We start from the raw sequence: 18,928 nt of genomic DNA on the forward strand, positions 1-18,928 counted from the left end.
GCCATGGCTGAACGCAGGTGTGTGCACGAGGTGTTCGGCGCCGTCGCGGCGGCCCAGCCGGACGCGATCGCGATCGAGACCGGCGGCGTCCGGGTCAGCTACGGCGAACTGGACGCCCGCGCCAACCAGCTCGCGCACCACCTGCGTGCCGCCGGGGTCGGTCCTGAGTCGACGGTGGGCGTACTGGCCAGCCGGGGCCCGGACACGCTCGCGATCCTGCTGGGCGTGTGGCGGTCGGGCGGCGCGTACCTGCCGCTTGACCCGGAGCTGCCGGCCGAGCGGTTGGGCTACGTGCTCGCCACGGCCGGCGCCCGGACGGTGGTCAGCGAGACCGCCCTCGCCGGCCGACTGTCCGATGTGTACGACGGCGGCTGCGTGCTGACCGACCGGGAGCGAGCGGAGATCGCCGCCCGGCCGGTGACCGCGCCGGCGGTGGCGGGCGACCAGGGCGCGCTGGCGTACACGCTCTTCACCTCCGGCTCCACCGGGCGGCCCAAGGGCGTGCAGGTGTCCCACCGGTCACTGCTCAACCTGCTCTTCTCGATGCGGGTACGCTTCCGCGCCACACCCGCGCACGCCTGGCTCGCGGCGACCTCGCTGTCGTTCGACATCTCCCTCGCCGAGCTGTGCCTGCCGCTGGTCAGCGGCGGCCGGATCGTGCTCGCCTCCGACGCGGAGGCGGGCGACGGCGCGGCGATGCTGCGGCTCGTCGACGGGCACGGCGTGACCCACGTACAGGCCACGCCGGCCGGCTGGAAGCTGCTGATCGAGGCGGGCTTCGACCGGCGGCCGGTCGTGGCGGTCACCACGGGCGAGGCGTGCCCGCCCAACCTCGCCCGCGACCTGCGAGCCCGGGTCGACACGCTCGTCGACCTGTACGGCCCCACCGAGACCACGATCTGGTCGACCGGCTGGGACGTGGAGGGCGACATCGCGACCGTCCCCATCGGACGCCCGATCCACAACACGCGCGTGTACGTGCTGGACGGCAACCTCCAGCCGGTCGCGGTCGGCGTGGTGGGGGAGCTGTTCATCGCCGGCGACGGCGTGGCCCGTGGCTACGTGGGGCGCCCCGACCTGACCGCCGAGCGCTTCCTGCCGGAGGCGTACGGGCCGAACCCGGGCGGCCGCATGTACCGCACCGGCGACCTCGTGCGCTTCCGCCCGGACGGCGAGCTGGAGTACCTCGGGCGGGCCGACCACCAGGTGAAGATCCGGGGGTACCGGATCGAGCTCGGCGAGATCGAGGAGCAACTGCTGCGCCAGCCCGACGTGCGCGACGCGGTGGTCGTCGCCCGGGAGGACGGGTCGGGGGAGAAGTGGCTGGCCGCGTACGTGGTCGGGCACGAGGGCAAGCAGGTCGAGCAGGGCCGGTTGCGCGACTTCCTCGCCGAGGCGCTGCCGCCGTACATGGTGCCGGCCGCGTTCGTCGTGCTGGACGCGCTGCCGCTGAACGCCGCCGGCAAGGTGGACCGCCGGGCGCTGCCCGCGCCGGAGCGGTCCGCGCTGGTCGCCGACCGGGAGTACGTGCCGCCGCGCACCTCCACCGAGAAGGCCATGGTGGACGTCTGCGTACGGGTGCTCGGCGTGGCCCAGGTGGGCGTGCGTGACCGCCTCGCCGACCTCGGCGCCGACTCGATGCGCATCGTGCACGTGCTCGCCGCCGCCCGCGAGGCGGGGCTGCCGCTGACGCTGCGGATGCTGCTGGACAACGAGACCATCGAGGAGCTGGCGGTCGCCTGCGGGGACGCGCCGGCGCCCGTCTCCACGGCCGTCCGGGTCCCGGCGCAGCGGCGCGGCTCCTCGTTCGACCTGGCGCGGGCCGTCTCGGTCGCCATGGAGCTGCACGCGGTGCCCGGGGCGGCGGTGGCGCTCATCGAGGACGGCGAGGTCACCGGCGTCCAGAACTACGGCAGTCGATCCGCTGTCGCGCCGCTGCCGGTGACCATGCGGACGCCGTTCCAGGCCGGCTCGATCAGCAAGCACGTCACCGCGCTGATGGTGCTGCGGCTGGTGGACGAGGGCACGCTCGGGCTCGACCGCGACGTCAACGACTACCTGGCCCGCCCGCTCGCGGTGCCGGCCGGCAGCGGCTGGACGGCGACGCCGCGGCACTGCCTGGCCAACCTCTCCGGCATCGCCGAGACGCCGGCCACCTGGTACCTCCCGACCGCGCCGGTGCCGCCCCTCGCCGACCTGCTCGACGGGCTCGGACTCGCGCATCCGCCCGGCACGGAGTTCCGCAAGTCCGGCGGGCAGTGGGCGGTGCTCCAGCAGTTGCTGACCGACGTGACCGGCGAGCCGTACGCCGACCTGGCCCGGCGGCTTGTCTTCGCCCCGCTCGGGATGCGGGACAGCGGCTTCGAGCTGCCCCCCGCGTACGCCGCCGGCCACGACGAGCGGGGCCGTCCGCTCGACGGCGGCTACCGCCTGCGCACCGCGGTGGCCGGCAGCGGCCTGTGGTCCACCGCCGGCGACCTGGCCCAGCTCGCCGTCGAGGTGCGGCGGGCCCAGCGCGGCGAGTCCACGCTGCTCTCCGCGCCCGCGGCGCGCGTGATGCTGACCGAGGCGCATCCGGGCAGCTTCTACGGGCTCGGCACGGTCGTCGACTACACACGGGCCGACCCCGAGGTGGGGCACAACGGCGAGACGCCGGGATACCGCGCGATGACCGCGATCCGGCTCGGCTCCGGCGCGGGCTGCGTCGTGCTGACCAACGCCGAGTCCGGCAAGGAGGTGCACAAGGTGGTCGCCGCCGCCCTCGGCGGAGTGGCCGCCGCCCCCGCCGTCTGACCCGAGGCCGCGAGCCCGCGCGCGGTGTGCGCTGGCCTACCGCGACTGCCCTCGCCCGGGCCGGTCGCGGGGGCAGGATGGGGGCATGGGCGACGTGCGGTACGCGATCGGTCTGGTGGTCCACCCGACCCGGCCGGTCCGGGAGTCGGTGGAGGTCATCATGGGCTTCGCCCGCCAGCACGGTGGCAGCGTGCTGGTGCGCGAGGTGGACGCGGCACGGGTCGGGCCAGGCGTGGAGGTGGTCACCGCGGAAGCCTTCGCCGCCCGGGTCGACGGCGTGGTGAGCCTGGGCGGTGACGGCACGATGCTGGGCGCCATGCGGCTCCTCGTCGGGCGGCGCACGCCGATCCTCGGCGTCAACCACGGCAACCTCGGCTTCCTCGTGGAGGTGCCGCCCGCCGGGCTGGCCGCCGCGCTCGACCGGATGGTGGCCGGCGACTACGCGCTCGAACCGCACAGCGGCCTGGACGTATGCGCGGCCGGCCGGTCGTTCACCGCGTTCAACGACGTGGTGGTGACCGCCGCGGAGCAGCTCCGGGCGGCGGTGGTCGCCTTCCTCGGCGTCGTCGACGAGTTGGTGGCCGACCCGGCGGTCACGTTCGCGGGCCCGGCGCTGACCAACGTGCTCAAGCACGCCCGCGCGAGCCGGGCCGGGGATCTGGAAGCCGAACGCCGCGCCCGGCATCTCGTACGCCGCGTCCCCGATCCGGGACCCCTCCGCGGCGCCCAGTTCGGCTTCCAACTGGGAGTAGAAGAAGTCGCCGAGCATGAGGGCGGAGAAGTTGACGATGCCGAGCAGCGCCAGCCCGCCGGCGAGGTGGCCGAAGACGACCCCGCGATGGCGGATCAGGTGCACCATCCCCACGATGCCGGGCACGAGGAGTACCCAGCTCCAGTGCAGCAGCGACGCGCTGAGCGAGACCCAGCCGGGGTGGCGGCCGTACGCGCCATCGGCGTCGGCTCCGGCCCGCAGCGCCGGGTCGGCGACCAGACCGGCCACGTACACCAGCGGCGCGGCGATGAGGCAGAGTCCGGCGGCCAGGCGTCGGAACCGGACCGGATCGGCGAGTGTGGACATGGCACCTTCCCTTGCGTCCGCCCACGCCCACGGCGCGGGATCGAGCGCACCGTAGGTCGCCACGGCACCACCGGTCGTCCACCGCGACACCGACCGCCATCAGCACCGGCGCTGAGCCCGCGCGCTTGGCTGGGCGTGAAACGGGGTATCAGTGCGGTAACCCGGCACAGCGGGAGAGCCAGGGCATCGCCAGGATCGACAGGCGTGCCCGGCCTCGACCGCTGCGGACGTCTGGGGTTGCCTTCGCGGGTGGTGCCCCCGGGCGAAGACAAGTCTGCGCTCCTCCGTCTGGCGATCGAGCCTCTGAGCTGGTCGTTTGCTAGTTCGGCTTTGTTGACGAGGCTTCAGTTGCGGCGCAGGTTGGTGCCCTGGTAGGCGCGCCATGCTGCGGCACGACAGCCGAGGCGACCCCTCAGGCTGCTGCTGCGGTAGCGCGGCAAAGGCGACGCGGTCGCCGCCGGTCAGGTTGCTGTAGATGAGTGCCCACGGCTCAGCCACCGGCTAGTCCGTCGCGCTCGGCGCTGACCGCCTCCCGGCGGCGCTCGGCCGGGTGGCCGGCGAGCGGACTGGCGGCGATGTCGCCACCGAAGCGTTCGGCCCGCACTCTTCGACAAAACCGCCGCTGTTCAACGACGCCCTGGGCCTCAGTTGTCGAGGGTGTTAGGCAGCGAGGAGTGCGGCGATCGCGTCGGCGCCGCCGCGGTCGAGCCAGGCGGGGAAGTTCAGGAGGTCGGGGTGGCGGCGGCGTAGGGCGGGGATGTCGGCGCGCCACAGCCCGTTGCTGGTGTAGACGCGTGCGGTGTCCTCGTCCACGTTCATCTCCTTGGTGGCGACCTGCTGGTAGGTGATCTGGCGCCCGAGGCGCTGGCTGATCAGGCGCACGGTGGCGTCGGGGGTGAGCTCGTCGCCGGCCAGTTCGATGGCTTGGCCGAGGTACGTGTCGGGGTCGGCGAAGGCGAGGGCGGCGAACGCGCCGATGTCGGTCACGGCGATGAGTTGCACGGGGACATCGGGGGCGAAGAGGTGGCGCAGAACTCCATCGGCGGAGATGCCGCCCAGCATAGGAATGGCGTGGTTCTCCATGAAGCGCACCGGTCGCAACACGGTGGCTGGCAGCCCGAGATCGGCGATGTGTCGCTCGATGGCCCATTTGCTCTCCCAGAAGGAGATGCCGGTGTCCCGGTCGGCGCCGCCGACGGAGCTGAAAACCAGGTGAGCGACATTGGCGCCGGCCGCGGCGTCGGCCAGGTGCCGGCCGTGCCGGATCTCGCGTTCGCTGTCCAGGTCGTTGGGGGTGACGGCGAACACGCCGTGGGCGCCGGCCATGGCCGCCTTGAGGCTGTCGAGATCGTCGAAGTCACCGCGGAGTGGCTCCGCGCCCGCCGCGGCCAGGTCGCGGACGGCCGCGGCGGCGGGGTCGCGGACCAGGACGCGGACGGGCCAGCCGTCGGCCAGTAGGCGCGCGGCGGTGGCACCGCCCTGCTGGCCGGTGGCGCCGATCACGACAATGGGCTTGTCGGCCCTGTTCGGGGCGGTTGCGGATGAGGTCGAACGCTCCACGGGGGTGGTCATGCGGTGGGTCCTCCGGTCGGATTAATATGGGACTGTCCCGAGAAACTATATCGGGACAGTCCCAAGTTCTCTAGTGAGGTCTGCCATGGACACCGACACCCCGGCGCCCCGGCGCCGCATGCGTGCGGACGCACGCCGCAACTACGAACGGCTGCTGGCCGAGGCGGCGGCTGCGTTCGCCGAGCACGGCGCCGACTTCTCACTCGACGAGATTGCTCGCCGTGCCGGTGTGGCCAACGGCACGCTCTACGCCCACTTCACCAACCGGCGGGTACTGCTCGAAGCGCTGCTGGGTGATCGGATGCGGGCGCTGGCCGCGACCGGTGAGGAACTGCTTACCCAGCCCTCGCCCGTCGAGGGCCTGACCGCCTGGGCGCACGCGGCGATGGCCCACACACGGACCTACCGAGGGCTGGGCATGATGTTGATGCAGGCTGTCGAGGACGAAACCTCCGAGCTGCACGCGGCGTGCATGGCAGTGCTCACCGCCGGGGAAGGGTTGGTGGCGCGAGCCCGGGCGGCTGGTGAGGTGCGGCCGGACGTCACCGCCCCAGACCTGTATGCGCTGGTCAACGCTGCGGCGTGGGCGGGGGAGCAGAGCTCTGAACATCAGGGCGAACGCCTGCTGGCCTTCGGGCTGGACGGTTTTCGGCTGTCGAACACCCGCCCCAGGTGATCGCAGGTCGGCAGGTAGGCCCGGCCTTCAGCCGGCTCGTTTGGTGTCTTTGGCGAAGCAGCGGGCGATGTTCTGCTCGCCCGGCCGGCCCAGGAAAGTCAATCGGAGCCTGGGGCGACGGCCCCGTCTTCGGGTCGGCGTCGTGACCGACCACAACGCCACCGCCGTCGACGTGATCCCCGGTACCAGCCCGCCCAAGCGCAGGGCCGACGACGATGCACTGCGTTGCGTGCGATCGCGGCGAGGCGCCTCGCCGACGGCCACGAATGAGGGCATCCGCTGCCTGCCACGCCGTGATGGCTCCGCCTTGAGGGGTAGGGCATCACGGCATCAAGACGCGCGTCTAAGCCGGTCACCCGCCACCACGTGCGTTGCGGGCCGGCACCGTACCTCGGGTTAACGCGAGGATGCCCCCGGCCGAACGGCCCGGGGCATCCTCGATCGCCTACTCGAATGCGAAACCGGCCTCCACAATCAGTGATCGACCAGTCATGTTCCGGTTTTGCAGTTCTGTGACGTGCCCCCGGTGGGATTCGAACCCACACTGTCGGAGGTTTGAGCTCCGTTCCTCTGCCGGTTGGGATACGGGGACGTCGGTCGGGTCGGGAACTGACCGGGATCAGCCTACCCACTACGCTGAGGGCGGCGGCACCCGGCCGGTCGGAGTGTCGGGAGCAAGTGAGGGGTAGGGGTTCGTGGCCGACACGCAGGCGGGTGCCGAGCGCAGGCGGGTGCTGATCGCCGAGGACGAGGCGCTGATTCGCCTGGATCTGGCCGAGATGCTGGTCGAAGAGGGCTACGACGTGGTCGGCGAGGCCGGCGATGGTGAGACCGCGGTGCGGCTCGCCCTTGACCTCAAGCCCGACCTGGTCATCCTCGACATCAAGATGCCGATCATGGATGGGTTGGCGGCCGCCGAGCGGATCGCCGGCGAGCGCGTGGCGCCGGTGGTCATCCTCACCGCGTTCAGCCAGCGTGACCTGGTGGAGCGGGCCCGGGCGGCCGGCGCGATGGCCTACCTGGTCAAGCCGTTCCAGAAGAGCGACCTGGTGCCGGCGATCGAGATCGCCCTCTCCCGCTACCAGGAGATCGCCGCCCTGGAGTCCGAGGTGGCCGGGCTGACCGACCGCCTGGAGACCCGCAAGGCCGTGGAGCGGGCGAAGGGGACGCTGATGACCACTTACGGCATGACCGAGCCGCAGGCTTTCAAGTGGATCCAGCGCACCGCCATGGACCACCGGATGACCATGCGCGAGGTCGCCGAGCGGATCTTGACGGAGACTCCGGGCGAAGGCGCTGACCAGGCAAAACAGTAGAGCTTTATGACAGCGTTACCGTCAGACTGAGCACGCTACGTAACGGTTTCGTCAACTGCGGCGTCAAGCCCTTACGGGCTGCCCGCCTGTTGGGATAACGTCCCGGCGCAGACCGAGATAGCGGTCGGGCTCGTCTGTCCCGCAAGAGCCAATCGGCGGTGGGTGGTTCGGGCCATTTGATGGAGGAGGGTTCGAGCCTTGAGGCAGAAGCTCGCGCGGGCGTTCGGTGGCGTCGTCATCGCCGCGCTCGTATTTAGTGGCGCCGCGTGCCAGGCCGGGGAAGAGGACGGCGGCGACAGCGGCAACGGCGACAACGCCGCGTGTGGCCTGAAGATCGGCTTCTTCGGTGCGCTCACCGGTGACTCGGCGGGCCTTGGCATTCACATGCGCAACGGCACAAAGCTGGCCATCGACCAGTTCAACAAGGAAAACGCCGACTGCACCTTCGAGCTCCAGGAGTACGACTCGCAGGGCGACCCGGCCAAGGCCCCGGCCCTCGCGACGCAGGCGGTCAACGACCAGAAGGTCATCGCCGTCATCGGCCCCGCCTTCTCCGGTGAGTCCGAGGTGGCTGTCCCGACCTTCCAGGACGCCGGTCTGCCCATCATCACCCCGTCGGCGACCCGCCCCAGCCTGAGCACCAAGGGCTGGTCGGTCTTCCACCGGGGCGTCGGCAACGACACCTCGCAGGGCCCGGCCGCCGGTCGGTACATCCAGAACGTGCTGAAGGCCGAGAAGGTCTACATCGTCGACGACCAGTCGGCGTACGGCGCGGGTCTTGCCGACGAGGTCAAGAAGGTCATCGGCGCCAGCGTCGTCGGTGAGGACAAGGTCGCGGTCAAGGACACCAACTTCTCCGCGGTCGTCACGAAGATCCGCAGCAGTGGCGCGACCGCACTCTTCTTCGGTGGCTACTACACCGAGGCGGGCCTGCTGCTCAAGCAGCTCAAGGGCGCCGGCTGGCAGGGCACGATGATCGCCGGCGACGGTGTCAACGACGCCAACTTCATCTCGGTCGCCGGCCAGGACGTAGCCGAGGGCACGATCCTGACCTGCCCGTGCGCGCCGGCGACGGCCGCCAAGGGCACGTTCGTGACCGACTACAAGGCCGCGTTCGACAACGCCGACCCGGGCACCTACGCCGACGTGTCGTACGACATCACCAAGATCGTTCTTGAGGGCCTCAAGGATGGCAAGGCGACCCGCGCCGACATGCTCGCCTGGATCAAGGGCTACAACAAGGCGGGCACCGCGACCGGTGTTACCTACAAGTTCGACGGCACCGGTGAGCTTGACCCGACCCAGGTGATCGTCTGGGCGTTCAAGGTGCAGGCCGGCAAGGTGGTTCCGGACGTGGAGATCCCGAAGGCCTGACGGCCGGATCGGGACACCGAGCCATCGGGTGCGGCCGGGAGCAAGGCGCTCCCGGCCGCACCTGACTTTGCATGAGACTTTTCCCTGGAGCGCTACTTGGACTTCGACGGCTTGCTGCGGGATTTTCCGCAGCTGACCACCACAGGGCTGGAGCAGGGCGCCATCTATGCCCTGGTGGCCCTCGGCTACACGCTGGTTTACGGCGTTCTGCGCCTCATCAATTTTGCCCACTCCGAGGTCTTCATGATCGGCACGGTCTCCGCCATGGCGATGTGGCAGGTGATCGGGTTCGACCAGAACTCGGCGGTCAACGGGTTCGGCATCGTACTCGTGCTGATCTTCACGGGGCTGATAGCCGCCGTGATCGGCTCCACCGTCACGGCGGTGCTGGTCGAACGGGTGGCGTACCGGCCGCTGCGGCGCAGGAACGCACCACCCCTCGCGTTCCTCATCACCGCGATCGGCGCGTCGTTCGTGCTCGCCGAGTTCATCGGCCTCTTCAGTGACGACCTCGGCATTGGCGGGCAGCGGGCGCCGTTCGGCATGGTCGACGTGATCAAGTCAGACGTCGTCGTCAGCCTGGGCGGTTGGGAGATCACCAACACCCAGATCGTCGTCGTCGTCTCGGCGATCCTGATGCTCATCGCGCTTGACATGTTCATCAACCGCAGCCGCCTCGGCCGGGGCATCCGCGCGGTTGCCCAGGACGCGGACACCGCCGCCCTGATGGGCGTCAACAAGGACCGGGTCATCATGCTGGTCTTCGTGATCGGCGGCATCATGGCGGGTGCGGCGGCCCTGCTGTGGAACCTCACCTACGGCTACAGCCGGTTCAACGTCGGCTTCCTCATCGGCCTCAAGGCGTTCGCGGCGGCGGTCCTCGGCGGCATCGGCAACCTGCGTGGGGCCCTTCTCGGCGGGCTGCTGCTCGGCATCGTGGAGAATTACGCCTCGGGTCTGTTCGGCACCGAGTGGAAGCACTTCACCGCCTTCTTCGTGCTGATCGTGCTGCTGATGTTCCGGCCGACCGGTCTGCTAGGCGAGTCGTTGGGGAGGGCGCGCGCATGAACTCACACGTCGAGAAGGTGCGCGCGCGCGGCCAAGCCATGCGTTCGCGCTGGTCGAACATGCCCAAGCAGTTCCGGTGGGCAGCGATCATCGCGCTGATCATCTTCCTCTACCTGCTGCCCAACCGCTGGTTCTACATCAATCTGTGGTACTTCCGCACCATGGAGTCGGACATGGCCACGGTGCTGTTCGACACCGCGGTCTTCGTCCTGCTGGCGGTGGGGCTCAACGTCGTGGTCGGCTTCGCCGGCCTGCTCGACCTCGGTTACTACGGCTTCTTCGCGGTCGGCGCGTACACGGTGGCGATCCTCACGTCACCGGAGAGCCGGTTCGACGTCGGCTGGCCGTGGCTGCTGGCCCTGCCGGTTGCCATCATCGTCACCATGATCTCGGGCCTGATCATCGGCGGCCCGACCCTCCGATTGCGCGGCGACTATCTGGCCATCGTCACGCTCGGCTTCGCCGAGATGATCCGGCTGTACGCGCAGCAAAACTCCGGCATCGCCAACGGCCAGCGGGGCATCCCGCAGATCCCGCACCCGGTCCCCGAGATCAAGGGGCCGGACGGGGATTCGTGGTTCGCCTTCGACGCGCGGCCGTACTACTGGCTGGTCCTCACGCTCATCATCATCGTGATCCTCGGCATGCGAAACCTCAGTCGCAGCCGGGTCGGACGGGCCTGGGTGTCGATCCGTGAGGACGAGGACGCGGCGCAGATCATGGGCGTGCCCACGTTCAAGTACAAGCTGTGGGCGTTCGCGATCGGCGCGGCGGTCGGCGGCCTCTCCGGCGCGATATTCGCGGGGAAGCAGAACTTCATCAACTCCGACAGCTTCCTGCTGGAAAACTCGATCCTCGTCCTCGCGGCGGTCATCCTCGGTGGGGCGGGCAACATCGCCGGCGCGATCGTGGGGGCGTTCATCACCTGGTACCTGCCGGAGTGGCTGCGGGGCATCGGTGGCACCCTCGGTCTCGAGGTCAACATCGCCGAGTACCGGATCCTGATCTTCGGTCTGGTGATCATCGTGATGATGATCTTCCGGCCGCAAGGGATCATTCCCAACAGGCGACGGGCGGCGGAGTTCGCCGACCGGCGCAAGGAGGCCGTACCGACGGAGACGAGCGCATGACCGAGACAGCCCCCGAGATCAGCACATCGGCCGAGGCTCCCGCTCCCACGCGGGAGGCGCTGCTGGAGGTCGACCACGTCACGCTCCGCTTCGGTGGCGTGGTCGCCCTCAACGACGTCAACTTCACCCTGTACAAGGGGGAGATCCTGGGTCTGATCGGGCCCAACGGCGCCGGCAAGACCACCTGCTTCAACGCGATGACCGGCGTCTACGTCCCGACCCAGGGGGAGATCCGGTTCAACGGCCAGCGGGTGAGTGGCCGGGCCCGACACAAGATCACCAAGATGGGCATCGCCCGCACGTTCCAGAACATCCGGCTCTTCCCGGAGATGACGGCGCTGGAAAACGTCATGGTCGGTGCCGACGCGCACCACAAGACCAGCGTGATCTCGGCGCTGTTCCGGCTCCCGCGCTTCTGGCGGGAGGAGCGGACCGGTCGCGACCGGGCGCACGACCTGCTCCGCTTCGTGGGCGTCGAGCGCCCCGGCGAGTTGGCCCGCAACCTCTCGTACGGGGAGCAGCGGCGCCTGGAGATCGCCCGGGCGCTGGCCACCAGCCCCACCCTGCTCTGCCTGGACGAGCCGGCCGCCGGCTTCAACCCGGCGGAGAAGGACTCGCTGCTCGCGCTCATCCGCAAGATCCGCGACACCGGCGTGACGGTGCTGCTGATCGAGCACGACATGCGGCTGGTCATGGGCGTCACCGACCGGATCGTGGTGCTGGAGTTCGGCAAGAAGATCGCCGAGGGCCTGCCCGCCGAGGTCCGGGAAAACCCCGCGGTCATCGCCGCGTACCTGGGGGTGCCGACCGATGCTTCTTGAGATCAAGGACCTCACCCTGCTGTACGGGCGCATCCAGGCGCTGCACGGCATCAGCATGCACGTCGACGAGGGCGAGGTGGTGGCGCTCATCGGGGCCAACGGCGCCGGCAAGACCACCACCATGCGGGCCATCTCGGGCCTGCGCCCGGTGGCCAGCGGGAAGATCATCTTCAACGGCGACGACGTCACCAAGATGCGGGCCGACCTGCGGGTGATCCGGGGCATCGGCCAGTCACCCGAGGGCCGGGGCGTCTTCCCGGGCATGACGGTGCGGGAAAACCTGGAGATGGGCGCCTACACGCGCCGTGACCGGGGCGGCATCGCGCAGGACCTGGCGATGGTGTTCGACCTCTTCCCGCGCCTCAAGGAGCGGGAGCGGCAGGCCGGCGGCACGCTCTCCGGCGGTGAGCAGCAGATGCTGGCGGTGGGGCGGGCGATGATGACCCGGCCCAAGCTGCTGCTGCTCGACGAGCCCTCGATGGGGCTCGCGCCGATGCTGATCCAGCAGATCTTCGAGATCATCACCCGGATCAACGAGCAGGGCACCACGGTGCTGCTCGTGGAGCAGAACGCCCAGCAGGCGCTCTCCCGCGCGCACCGTGGCTACGTGCTGGAGACCGGGTCGATCGTCAAGGAGGGCAGCGGCCAGGACCTCCTCCACGACCCCGCGGTCAAGGAGGCATACCTGGGCGTCGCCTGACGCTCTCGCGTGTCGACGTGGGTCGCCGGCCTGTGACGGCTGGCGACCCACGCTGGGTCCGCAGGTGTGCGGCTGCCCGCGGCCCTCGCCCCGAGGCGCGAACATGGCGGGGCGGGTCCAGTGACTTTCCGTGTCGCTATCCGGCGTGGAAATCGAGATCAGGACGACTCATGGCGCCCCCGGCAACCACAACTCGTCCTGATCTCGAAGGTTCCGGCGCCCGCACTGGCTAGGTTGCTACCGAGGGTGACATCAGGTGCATCCGGTTCCCGAATGGCGGCCGGGCTACGCGGGACATCGTAGACAAACGTTGACCTTCACCTCGAAAGCTCTTGCCTCCCACGGACGGCGGCGGATCGCGACCGGCATCCCACCGAACCCGGCGGTCGCGCAGCGTGCCCCGCGCCCGACCGGGCACCTGACCCGCCGCGGTGAGCCGCCTCGACCAGGCTGGGCGGGGCGGTGGGGTTGTGGACCGCGGAGGGCGAGGCTGCGGGAGCGGCGGTCTGGACCGCGACGGGCATCGCGGTAGCCCAAATCGGTCAGGGTTTGCGGCCGACGCCCGCGTACGAGGGAACCATCTCGGTGATGTCGTCGTCGGCGCGCCACTTGGCCGGGTCGACCAGGCCCGGCTCGACCAGCTCCAGCCCGTCGAAGAAGGTGGCGATCTGCTCGCGCGTGCGCAGCGCCACCGCGTTGGCCCGCGTGTAGCGGTCGGCGACCTCCTGCTGCTCCGCCGACAGCTCGTAGGGGAACGTGGCCACCTGCGAGATCCCGATGTAGCTCCCCGGCGCGATCGCGTCGCGCAGCCGGGCCAGGATGCCGGCCGGGTCGGCGTCGTCGGGCACGAAGTGCAGCACCGCCACGATCAGCACGGCGACCGGCTGCGTGAAGTCGAGCGCGCCGGTGACCCGCGGGTCCTTGAGGAGCGCGTCGGCGTCGCGGATGTCGGCCTGCACGACCGTGACGCGCTCGTCGCCCTCGACGATGGCGACGCTGTGCGCGACCGCCACGGGGTCGACGTCGACGTAGACCACCTTGGCGTCCGGCGCGACCCGGTGGGCCGCCTCGTGCACGTTACCCACGGTGGGGATGCCCGAGCCCAGGTCGAGGAACTGGCGGATGCCCGCGCCCGCCAGGTACTCGACCGCGCGCCGCAGGAAGCCCCGGTTGGCGTGGGCGGCCAGCCGGATCTGCGGGCCCACCGCGAGCACCTGCTCGGCCATCTGCCGGTCGATCGCGAAATTGTGCAGGCCACCGAGCATGTAGTCGTAGATCCGGGCGGTGCTCGGCCGCTCCAGGTCGACCTCCGGTGGCGCCCAAGCCGGCCGCTCCATCGCTTCGCCTCCTCGACGACTGCATGCCTGTCGGCGCATCACCTTACGGGTTGGCGGACCGTCGCGCGTGCCCGCTCCAGGACTGTCGGGGGTGCGGGCTAGAGTCGCTTTCTGTGACAGAGTCAACGCCGCGCCTGCTCCTGCTCGACGGGCATTCGCTCGCATACCGGGCATTCTTTGCCCTGCCCGTGGAAAACTTCTCGACGGCCACGGGGCAGCCGACCAACGCGGTCTTCGGCTTCACGTCGATGCTGATCAACATGCTGCGCGACGAGCGGCCCACGCACATCATCGTGTCGTTCGACGTGTCACGGCAGTCTTTCCGCACGGAGAAATACGCGGAGTACAAGGCCGGCCGCTCGGAGACGCCGGCGCCGTTCCAGGGTCAGGTGAGCCTGGTCAAGGAGGTGCTGGAGGCGCTGCGCATCCCGGTGGTGGAAAAGCCGGGCTACGAGGCCGACGACGTGATCGGCACGCTGACCCAGCAGGGGCGCGAGGCCGGCATGGAGGTGGTGATCAGCACCGGCGACCGCGACGCGTTCCAGCTTGTCGACGAGCACGTGACGGTGCTCTACCCGGTGCGTGGCGTCTCCGAGGTCTGGCGGATGGACCCGGCGGCGGTCGAGGCGAAATACTTCGTGCCCCCGGCGCGATACCGCGACAAGGCGGCGCTGGTCGGCGAGACGAGTGACAACCTGCCCGGCGTGCCCGGCGTGGGCGACAAGACCGCGGCCAAGTGGATCAAGGAGTACGGCGGGCTCGAAGGCGTCATCGCCAACGCCGACAAGATCAAGGGCAAGGCCGGCGACAACCTCCGCGCCCACCTGGCCGACGTGATCCGCAACTACGAGATCAACCAGCTGGTCTGCGACCTGGAGCTGCCGCTGCGCCCCGAAGACGCCCGCTGGCCCGGCTGGGATCGCGAGGCCGTGCACCAGGTCTTCGACGCGCTCGAGTTCCGCGTGCTGCGCGAGCGGCTGTACCAGTACCTCGAGGCCGTCGAGCCGGAGGCCGAGGCCGGTTTCGAGCTCGACGGCTCGGTGCTGGCCGGCGGTGAGGTGGCCGGTTGGCTGGAGTCGCACGCGCCGGCCGGCGCCCCGATCGGCATGGCGGTGGCCGGGCGGTTCGGCCGCGGCACGGGCGAGCTGACCGGCGTCGCGCTGGCCACCGCGGACGGCCCGGCCGCCTGGTTCGACCCGGCCGAGCTGGCGGAGGGCGACGAGGTCGCGGTGGCCGCCTGGCTGGCCGACGCCAAGCGCCCCAAGGTGATCCACGACAGCAAGCCGGCGCTGCTCGCGTTCCGGGCCCGCGGCTGGGAGCTGCGCGGCGTCTCCCGCGACACCGCGATCGCGGCCTACCTGGCCCGCCCCGACCAGCGCACCTACGACCTGACCGACCTCGCCCTGCGCTACCTGCACCGCGAGCTGCGGGTCGACGCGCCCGACAACGGCCAGCTCACGATCGAAGGGCTGGGCGGCGAGAGCGAGGCGGTCGAGCAAAACCTGATGCTCCGCGCCCGCGCCACGCTTGACCTCGCCGACGCGATCGACGCCGAGCTGGCCCGCGACGGCGAGCTCTCCGCGCGGCTGATGGCCGACGTCGAGCTGCCGCTGGTCGAGGTGCTGGCCGAGATGGAGCGCACCGGCATCACGGCCGACACCGACTACCTCTCCGACCTGGAGAGCAAGTTCGCGGCCGAGGTGAAGGCGGCGGCCCAGGCGGCGTACGCGGTGGTGGGGCGCGAGTTCAACCTCGGCTCGCCCAAGCAGCTCCAGGAGATCCTCTTCAACGAGCTGGGCCTGCCGAAGACCAAGCGGATCAAGAGCGGCTACACGACCGACGCCGACGCGTTGCAAGGGCTCTTCGCGCAGACCGGTCACCCGCTGCTGGAGCACCTGTTGCGCCACCGCGACGTGGCCAAGCTCAAGTCGACCGTCGACGGGCTGCTCAAGTCGGTCTCCGACGACGGGCGCATCCACACGACGTACTTCCAGACGGTCGCGGCCACCGGGCGCCTCTCGTCCACCGACCCCAACCTGCAGAACATCCCGATCCGCACCGAGGAGGGGCGGCGGATCCGGCGGGCGTTCGTGGTGGGCGACGGCTTCGAGTGCCTGATGAGCGCCGACTACAGCCAGATCGAGATGCGCATCATGGCCGACCTCTCCAAGGACGAGGCGCTGATCGACGCGTTCAACTCGGGGGCCGACTTCCACGCGGCCACCGCCTCGTCGGTCTTCGGCATCCCGATCGAGGAGGTCACCGCTGATCACCGCCGCAAGATCAAGGCGATGAACTACGGCCTCGCGTACGGCCTCTCCGTCTACGGCCTCTCCCAGCAGCTCAACATCCCGACCGACGAGGCGCGGGCGCTCATGGACGAGTACTTCGAGCGCTTCGGCGGCGTGCGCGACTACCTCCAGGCGGTCGTGGCGCAGGCCCGGCAGGACGGCTACACGCAGACCATCCTGGGCCGCCGGCGCTACCTGCCCGACCTGATCAGCGACAACCGCCAGCGGCGCGAGATGGCCGAGCGGATGGCGCTCAACGCCCCGATCCAGGGCTCGGCGGCCGACATCATCAAGGTGGCGATGCTCCACGTCGACCGTGCCCTCCGCGCCTCTGGCCTGCGCTCGCGGATGCTGCTCCAAGTGCACGACGAGCTGGTGTTCGAGGTGGCGGCGGGCGAGCGCGAGCGGGTCGAGGAGCTGGTCCGCACCGAGATGGGCAACGCCTACCCGCTGTCGGTGCCGCTTGAGGTCTCGGTCGGCGTCGGCCAGGATTGGAACAGCGCCGACCACTGACGCCGCTTGGCCTCCCCGCGCTTTGCATGCCGTTGTCGGCCGTTGCGCCGACGACCGCGCCGGTGCCGGCGCCGATCGCCATGCCGAGCAGCGGGGCGAGGAAGAGCAGACCGAATCAGCCCGCCCCAGAGCGCCCCGCCGGCCGCGGCGGTGCCGACCGCGCCGTTGGTCTGGTGCAGCTTGATCTTCCCGCCGTCGCGGTGCTCCACCACCACGGCGTCGTCGAGCTGGATGAGCATCTGCTTCTGGAGGTCGCCGAGCTGGGCGAGGGCCGCTTCGGCCGTCCGCGTGTCGGGGTAGCCGATGGCGATGAGGTCACTCATGTGATCACCCTTTCGTGAGTATTCCTCACGCATCGTGACCCTCCGGCTGCCGGTTACGCGCCGGTACGCGCAATTTGCGGGTGAAGCGCGGATACGACGAGGCCATCCCGGCAGTCGAGGTGGCAGGCGGCCCCACACGCGGACAGACCACGCTCCGCAGCCTAGTTTGCCTTTCGCCCTTATTGCCTCGGTCTGCGTACCTATGGTGAGGGGATCGAAGGAGGAAGCGAGGAAGTCATGGCCAAATCAAGCACGTCCCGCGCGTGGGCGGTCGGCGGGCTCGTCTTCGCCGCCACCGTGATGATCCTGCTGGGGATCTGGGAGGTCTTCGTCGGCATCGCCGCGATCGTCAACGACCAGTTCTTCGTCGTGGGCCCCAACTACACGTACAACCTCGACACCACCGCCTGGGGCTGGATCCACCTCGCCCTCGGCGTGCTCGCCGTCGTGGCGGGATTCTTCCTGTTCACGGGCGCTGCCTGGGCCCGCGCGGTGGGCATCGCCCTGGCCGCACTGGTGGCGATCAACAACTTCGTCTTCCTGCCGTACTACCCGCTCTGGTCGCTGGCCATGATCGCGCTCGCCGTGTTCGTGATCTGGGCGGTGGCCACGGCCCGCGTCGGCCGTCCCGGCGACACGCAAGCGGGGGAGATGGCATCTGGCTACTACCGCGGCGCCGGGGGCGAACCCCGCCCCGCGCCGGACCGCTGGCCCACCAACCGCCCGCCGGCCGGCCAGCACCGCAGCGACGATCCGACCACCAACGGGGCGAAGGGGGTCGAGCAGGTCGCCGACCGGCCGCCGCTGGGCCGCGGCTAGTGCACGACGGGGCCGTGCCCGCCGTGAGCGGTCCGGTCCCGGAGACCCAAGAGAGAGATTGGGCTACCGCGGCGCCCGCCGTGGTCGAGACCGCCGCTCCCGCGGCCGCGCCCTCCGCGTCCACACGACCGGCGGCTAGCGCTTCACGCAACTGAAGATGGCGGTGCCGGGGAAGAGCCGGCCGCGCATCGGGCTCCACTGGCCCCACACCTGCTCGTGCCCGGCCGGCCACTCCGGCTCCACCAGGTCGCGCAGCTCGAACCCCGCCGCCACCAGCTCACGAATCCGGTCGCCGAGGGTGCGGTGCTGCTCGACGTACGTGGGGACGCCTCCCTCGTCCCGCTCCACGTAGGGGGAGCGGTCGAAGTACGAGTGGACGGCGAGGAGGCCGCGCTCGCCCGGGTCGTCCAGGAAAATCCAACGCATCGGATGTGTGACGGAAAAGACCCAGCGCCCGCCGGGGCGGAGCACGCGGGCGACCTCGCGCATCAGGGCGCCCGAGTCGGCCACGAACGGCACCGCGCCGAAGGCGGTGCAGGCCACCTCGAACGCGCCGTCGCGGAACGGCAGCGCCAGTGCGTCGGCCTGGAGCAGCGGTACCCGTACCCCGGAGGCCCGCGCGCCGGCCACGGCGTGCCGCAACATGCCCGCGGAGAGGTCGACGGCGACCACGTCGGCGCCCTCGGTGGCGAGCCAGCGGGCGGCGGCCGCGGCGCCGCAGCCCACCTCGAGCACGCGGCGGCCGGCGACGTCGCCGAGCAGGTGGGCGTCGGCCTCGCGGAGGCCCTCGGGGCACCACACGAAGTCCGCCTCGCCGAGGAACGCGCCGTGCTCGGCCTGGTAGCTGTCGGCGTCGCCGTCCCACCAGCCACGGTTGGCGCGGCGGGCCTCGGCCTCGGTCACCGGCTGGCGGCCGACGCGAGTGTCCTCGTCGATCACGGAGGTCACAGTAGTCGGGGCCGCCGGGGTCGAACCCCGTTCAACCGGGACGGCGTGGCGCGTCCCGCCCGGTGGGCGGCGGACGGTGCGGGAGGTTGGAAAAGGTTTATTGGGACATTTTTGGTGATTGTTGACACGCGCACATCTGGCCCCGGTAGGGCTTGCACGCTGTGGTAAT

At 70.4% G+C, this 18,928-nt stretch carries 14 protein-coding genes and 1 tRNA gene; 11 read left to right on the forward strand and 4 right to left on the reverse strand.

All coding sequences use genetic code 11. From position 1 onward, the window contains the following. Window positions 1-3: 3 nt before the first annotated feature. Both ACFFIA_RS11900 and ACFFIA_RS11905 read left to right on the forward strand, forming a co-directional pair. Complete coding sequence (locus ACFFIA_RS11900; protein WP_377249815.1) at window positions 4-2,793, forward strand: non-ribosomal peptide synthetase; 2,790 nt, start codon at window positions 4-6, stop codon at window positions 2,791-2,793. A gap of 85 nt (window positions 2,794-2,878) precedes the next feature. After that, a complete protein-coding gene (locus tag ACFFIA_RS11905) occupies window positions 2,879-4,246 on the forward strand; it encodes an NAD(+)/NADH kinase (RefSeq protein WP_377249818.1) in 1,368 nt (455 codons plus the stop codon). A 285-nt stretch (window positions 4,247-4,531) separates the two neighbouring features. Here ACFFIA_RS11905 and ACFFIA_RS11910 read toward each other — a convergent pair whose 3' ends face one another. Next, complete coding sequence (locus ACFFIA_RS11910; RefSeq protein ID WP_377249820.1) at window positions 4,532-5,443, reverse strand: NmrA/HSCARG family protein; 912 nt, start codon at window positions 5,441-5,443, stop codon at window positions 4,532-4,534. An 85-nt stretch (window positions 5,444-5,528) separates the two neighbouring features. Between ACFFIA_RS11910 and ACFFIA_RS11915 the strand changes: the two genes are divergently transcribed. After that, window positions 5,529-6,119, forward strand: a complete 591-nt coding sequence (locus ACFFIA_RS11915) for a TetR/AcrR family transcriptional regulator (protein WP_377249823.1) — start codon at window positions 5,529-5,531, stop codon at window positions 6,117-6,119. Window positions 6,120-6,637: 518 nt separating this feature from the next. On the opposite strand, the gene ACFFIA_RS11920 is transcribed toward ACFFIA_RS11915, so the two are convergent. Then, window positions 6,638-6,711, reverse strand: a tRNA-Leu gene (locus tag ACFFIA_RS11920). Between the two features lie 103 nt (window positions 6,712-6,814). On the opposite strand from ACFFIA_RS11920, the gene ACFFIA_RS11925 reads away from it, so the two are divergent. The 6 genes from ACFFIA_RS11925 (at window position 6,815) to ACFFIA_RS11950 (ending at window position 12,528) form a co-directional block, all read left to right on the forward strand. Continuing rightward, window positions 6,815-7,435: an ANTAR domain-containing response regulator gene (locus ACFFIA_RS11925; RefSeq protein ID WP_377249825.1), complete on the forward strand. Its 621-nt coding sequence runs from the start codon at window positions 6,815-6,817 to the stop codon at window positions 7,433-7,435. A gap of 198 nt (window positions 7,436-7,633) precedes the next feature. Next, the gene (locus ACFFIA_RS11930) at window positions 7,634-8,809 is read left to right on the forward strand and encodes a branched-chain amino acid ABC transporter substrate-binding protein (RefSeq protein WP_377249828.1); all 1,176 of its coding nucleotides are present in this window, start codon (window positions 7,634-7,636) and stop codon (window positions 8,807-8,809) included. 96 nt (window positions 8,810-8,905) lie between these two features. After that, window positions 8,906-9,877, forward strand: coding sequence for a branched-chain amino acid ABC transporter permease (locus ACFFIA_RS11935; RefSeq protein ID WP_377249830.1), 972 nt, complete (start codon window positions 8,906-8,908; stop codon window positions 9,875-9,877). A gap of 38 nt (window positions 9,878-9,915) precedes the next feature. Then, window positions 9,916-11,007, forward strand: coding sequence for a branched-chain amino acid ABC transporter permease (locus ACFFIA_RS11940; RefSeq protein ID WP_377250272.1), 1,092 nt, complete (start codon window positions 9,916-9,918; stop codon window positions 11,005-11,007). Next, window positions 11,004-11,828 carry an ABC transporter ATP-binding protein gene (locus ACFFIA_RS11945; RefSeq protein ID WP_377249832.1) on the forward strand — a complete coding sequence of 275 codons (825 nt, stop codon included), beginning with the start codon at window positions 11,004-11,006 and terminating at the stop codon, window positions 11,826-11,828. The genes ACFFIA_RS11940 and ACFFIA_RS11945 overlap by 4 nt, the downstream gene beginning before the upstream one ends. After that, on the forward strand, window positions 11,818-12,528 hold the full coding sequence (locus ACFFIA_RS11950; RefSeq protein ID WP_377249834.1) for an ABC transporter ATP-binding protein: 711 nt from the start codon (window positions 11,818-11,820) through the stop codon (window positions 12,526-12,528). Before ACFFIA_RS11945 ends, ACFFIA_RS11950 begins: the two co-directional genes overlap by 11 nt. A gap of 542 nt (window positions 12,529-13,070) precedes the next feature. Here the strand turns inward: ACFFIA_RS11950 and ACFFIA_RS11955 are convergent. Continuing rightward, the gene (locus ACFFIA_RS11955) at window positions 13,071-13,865 is read right to left on the reverse strand and encodes an SAM-dependent methyltransferase (RefSeq protein WP_377249836.1); all 795 of its coding nucleotides are present in this window, start codon (window positions 13,863-13,865) and stop codon (window positions 13,071-13,073) included. 113 nt (window positions 13,866-13,978) lie between these two features. Here ACFFIA_RS11955 and polA point away from each other — a divergent pair, with 113 nt between their 5' ends. Together polA and ACFFIA_RS11965 are read left to right on the forward strand one after the other, a co-directional pair. Beyond that, window positions 13,979-16,669, forward strand: a complete 2,691-nt coding sequence (polA, locus tag ACFFIA_RS11960; protein ID WP_377249838.1) for a DNA polymerase I — start codon at window positions 13,979-13,981, stop codon at window positions 16,667-16,669. 560 nt (window positions 16,670-17,229) lie between these two features. After that, window positions 17,230-17,811, forward strand: coding sequence for a DUF7144 family membrane protein (locus ACFFIA_RS11965; RefSeq protein WP_377249840.1), 582 nt, complete (start codon window positions 17,230-17,232; stop codon window positions 17,809-17,811). Between the two features lie 135 nt (window positions 17,812-17,946). Here ACFFIA_RS11965 and ACFFIA_RS11970 read toward each other — a convergent pair whose 3' ends face one another. Next, window positions 17,947-18,747 (reverse strand): class I SAM-dependent methyltransferase, encoded by an 801-nt coding sequence (locus ACFFIA_RS11970; protein ID WP_377250274.1) that lies wholly within the window; start codon window positions 18,745-18,747, stop codon window positions 17,947-17,949. Window positions 18,748-18,928: the final 181 nt, after the last annotated feature.

It is taken from the genome of Phytohabitans kaempferiae, from assembly GCF_042433955.1.
Taxonomy (GTDB): domain Bacteria; phylum Actinomycetota; class Actinomycetes; order Mycobacteriales; family Micromonosporaceae; genus Phytohabitans; species Phytohabitans kaempferiae.

What these genes read in the sequence shown, in the direction of transcription:
- ACFFIA_RS11900 (WP_377249815.1), top strand. Translation starts at nt 4, where the DNA reads ATGGCTGAACGCAGGTGTGTGCACGAGGTGTTCGGCGCCGTCGCGGCG.
- ACFFIA_RS11905 (WP_377249818.1), top strand. Translation starts at nt 2,879, where the DNA reads ATGGGCGACGTGCGGTACGCGATCGGTCTGGTGGTCCACCCGACCCGG.
- ACFFIA_RS11910 (WP_377249820.1), bottom strand. Translation starts at nt 5,443, where the DNA reads ATGACCACCCCCGTGGAGCGTTCGACCTCATCCGCAACCGCCCCGAAC.
- ACFFIA_RS11915 (WP_377249823.1), top strand. Translation starts at nt 5,529, where the DNA reads ATGGACACCGACACCCCGGCGCCCCGGCGCCGCATGCGTGCGGACGCA.
- ACFFIA_RS11940 (WP_377250272.1), top strand. Translation starts at nt 9,916, where the DNA reads ATGCGTTCGCGCTGGTCGAACATGCCCAAGCAGTTCCGGTGGGCAGCG.
- ACFFIA_RS11945 (WP_377249832.1), top strand. Translation starts at nt 11,004, where the DNA reads ATGACCGAGACAGCCCCCGAGATCAGCACATCGGCCGAGGCTCCCGCT.
- ACFFIA_RS11950 (WP_377249834.1), top strand. Translation starts at nt 11,818, where the DNA reads ATGCTTCTTGAGATCAAGGACCTCACCCTGCTGTACGGGCGCATCCAG.
- ACFFIA_RS11955 (WP_377249836.1), bottom strand. Translation starts at nt 13,865, where the DNA reads ATGGAGCGGCCGGCTTGGGCGCCACCGGAGGTCGACCTGGAGCGGCCG.
- ACFFIA_RS11965 (WP_377249840.1), top strand. Translation starts at nt 17,230, where the DNA reads ATGGCCAAATCAAGCACGTCCCGCGCGTGGGCGGTCGGCGGGCTCGTC.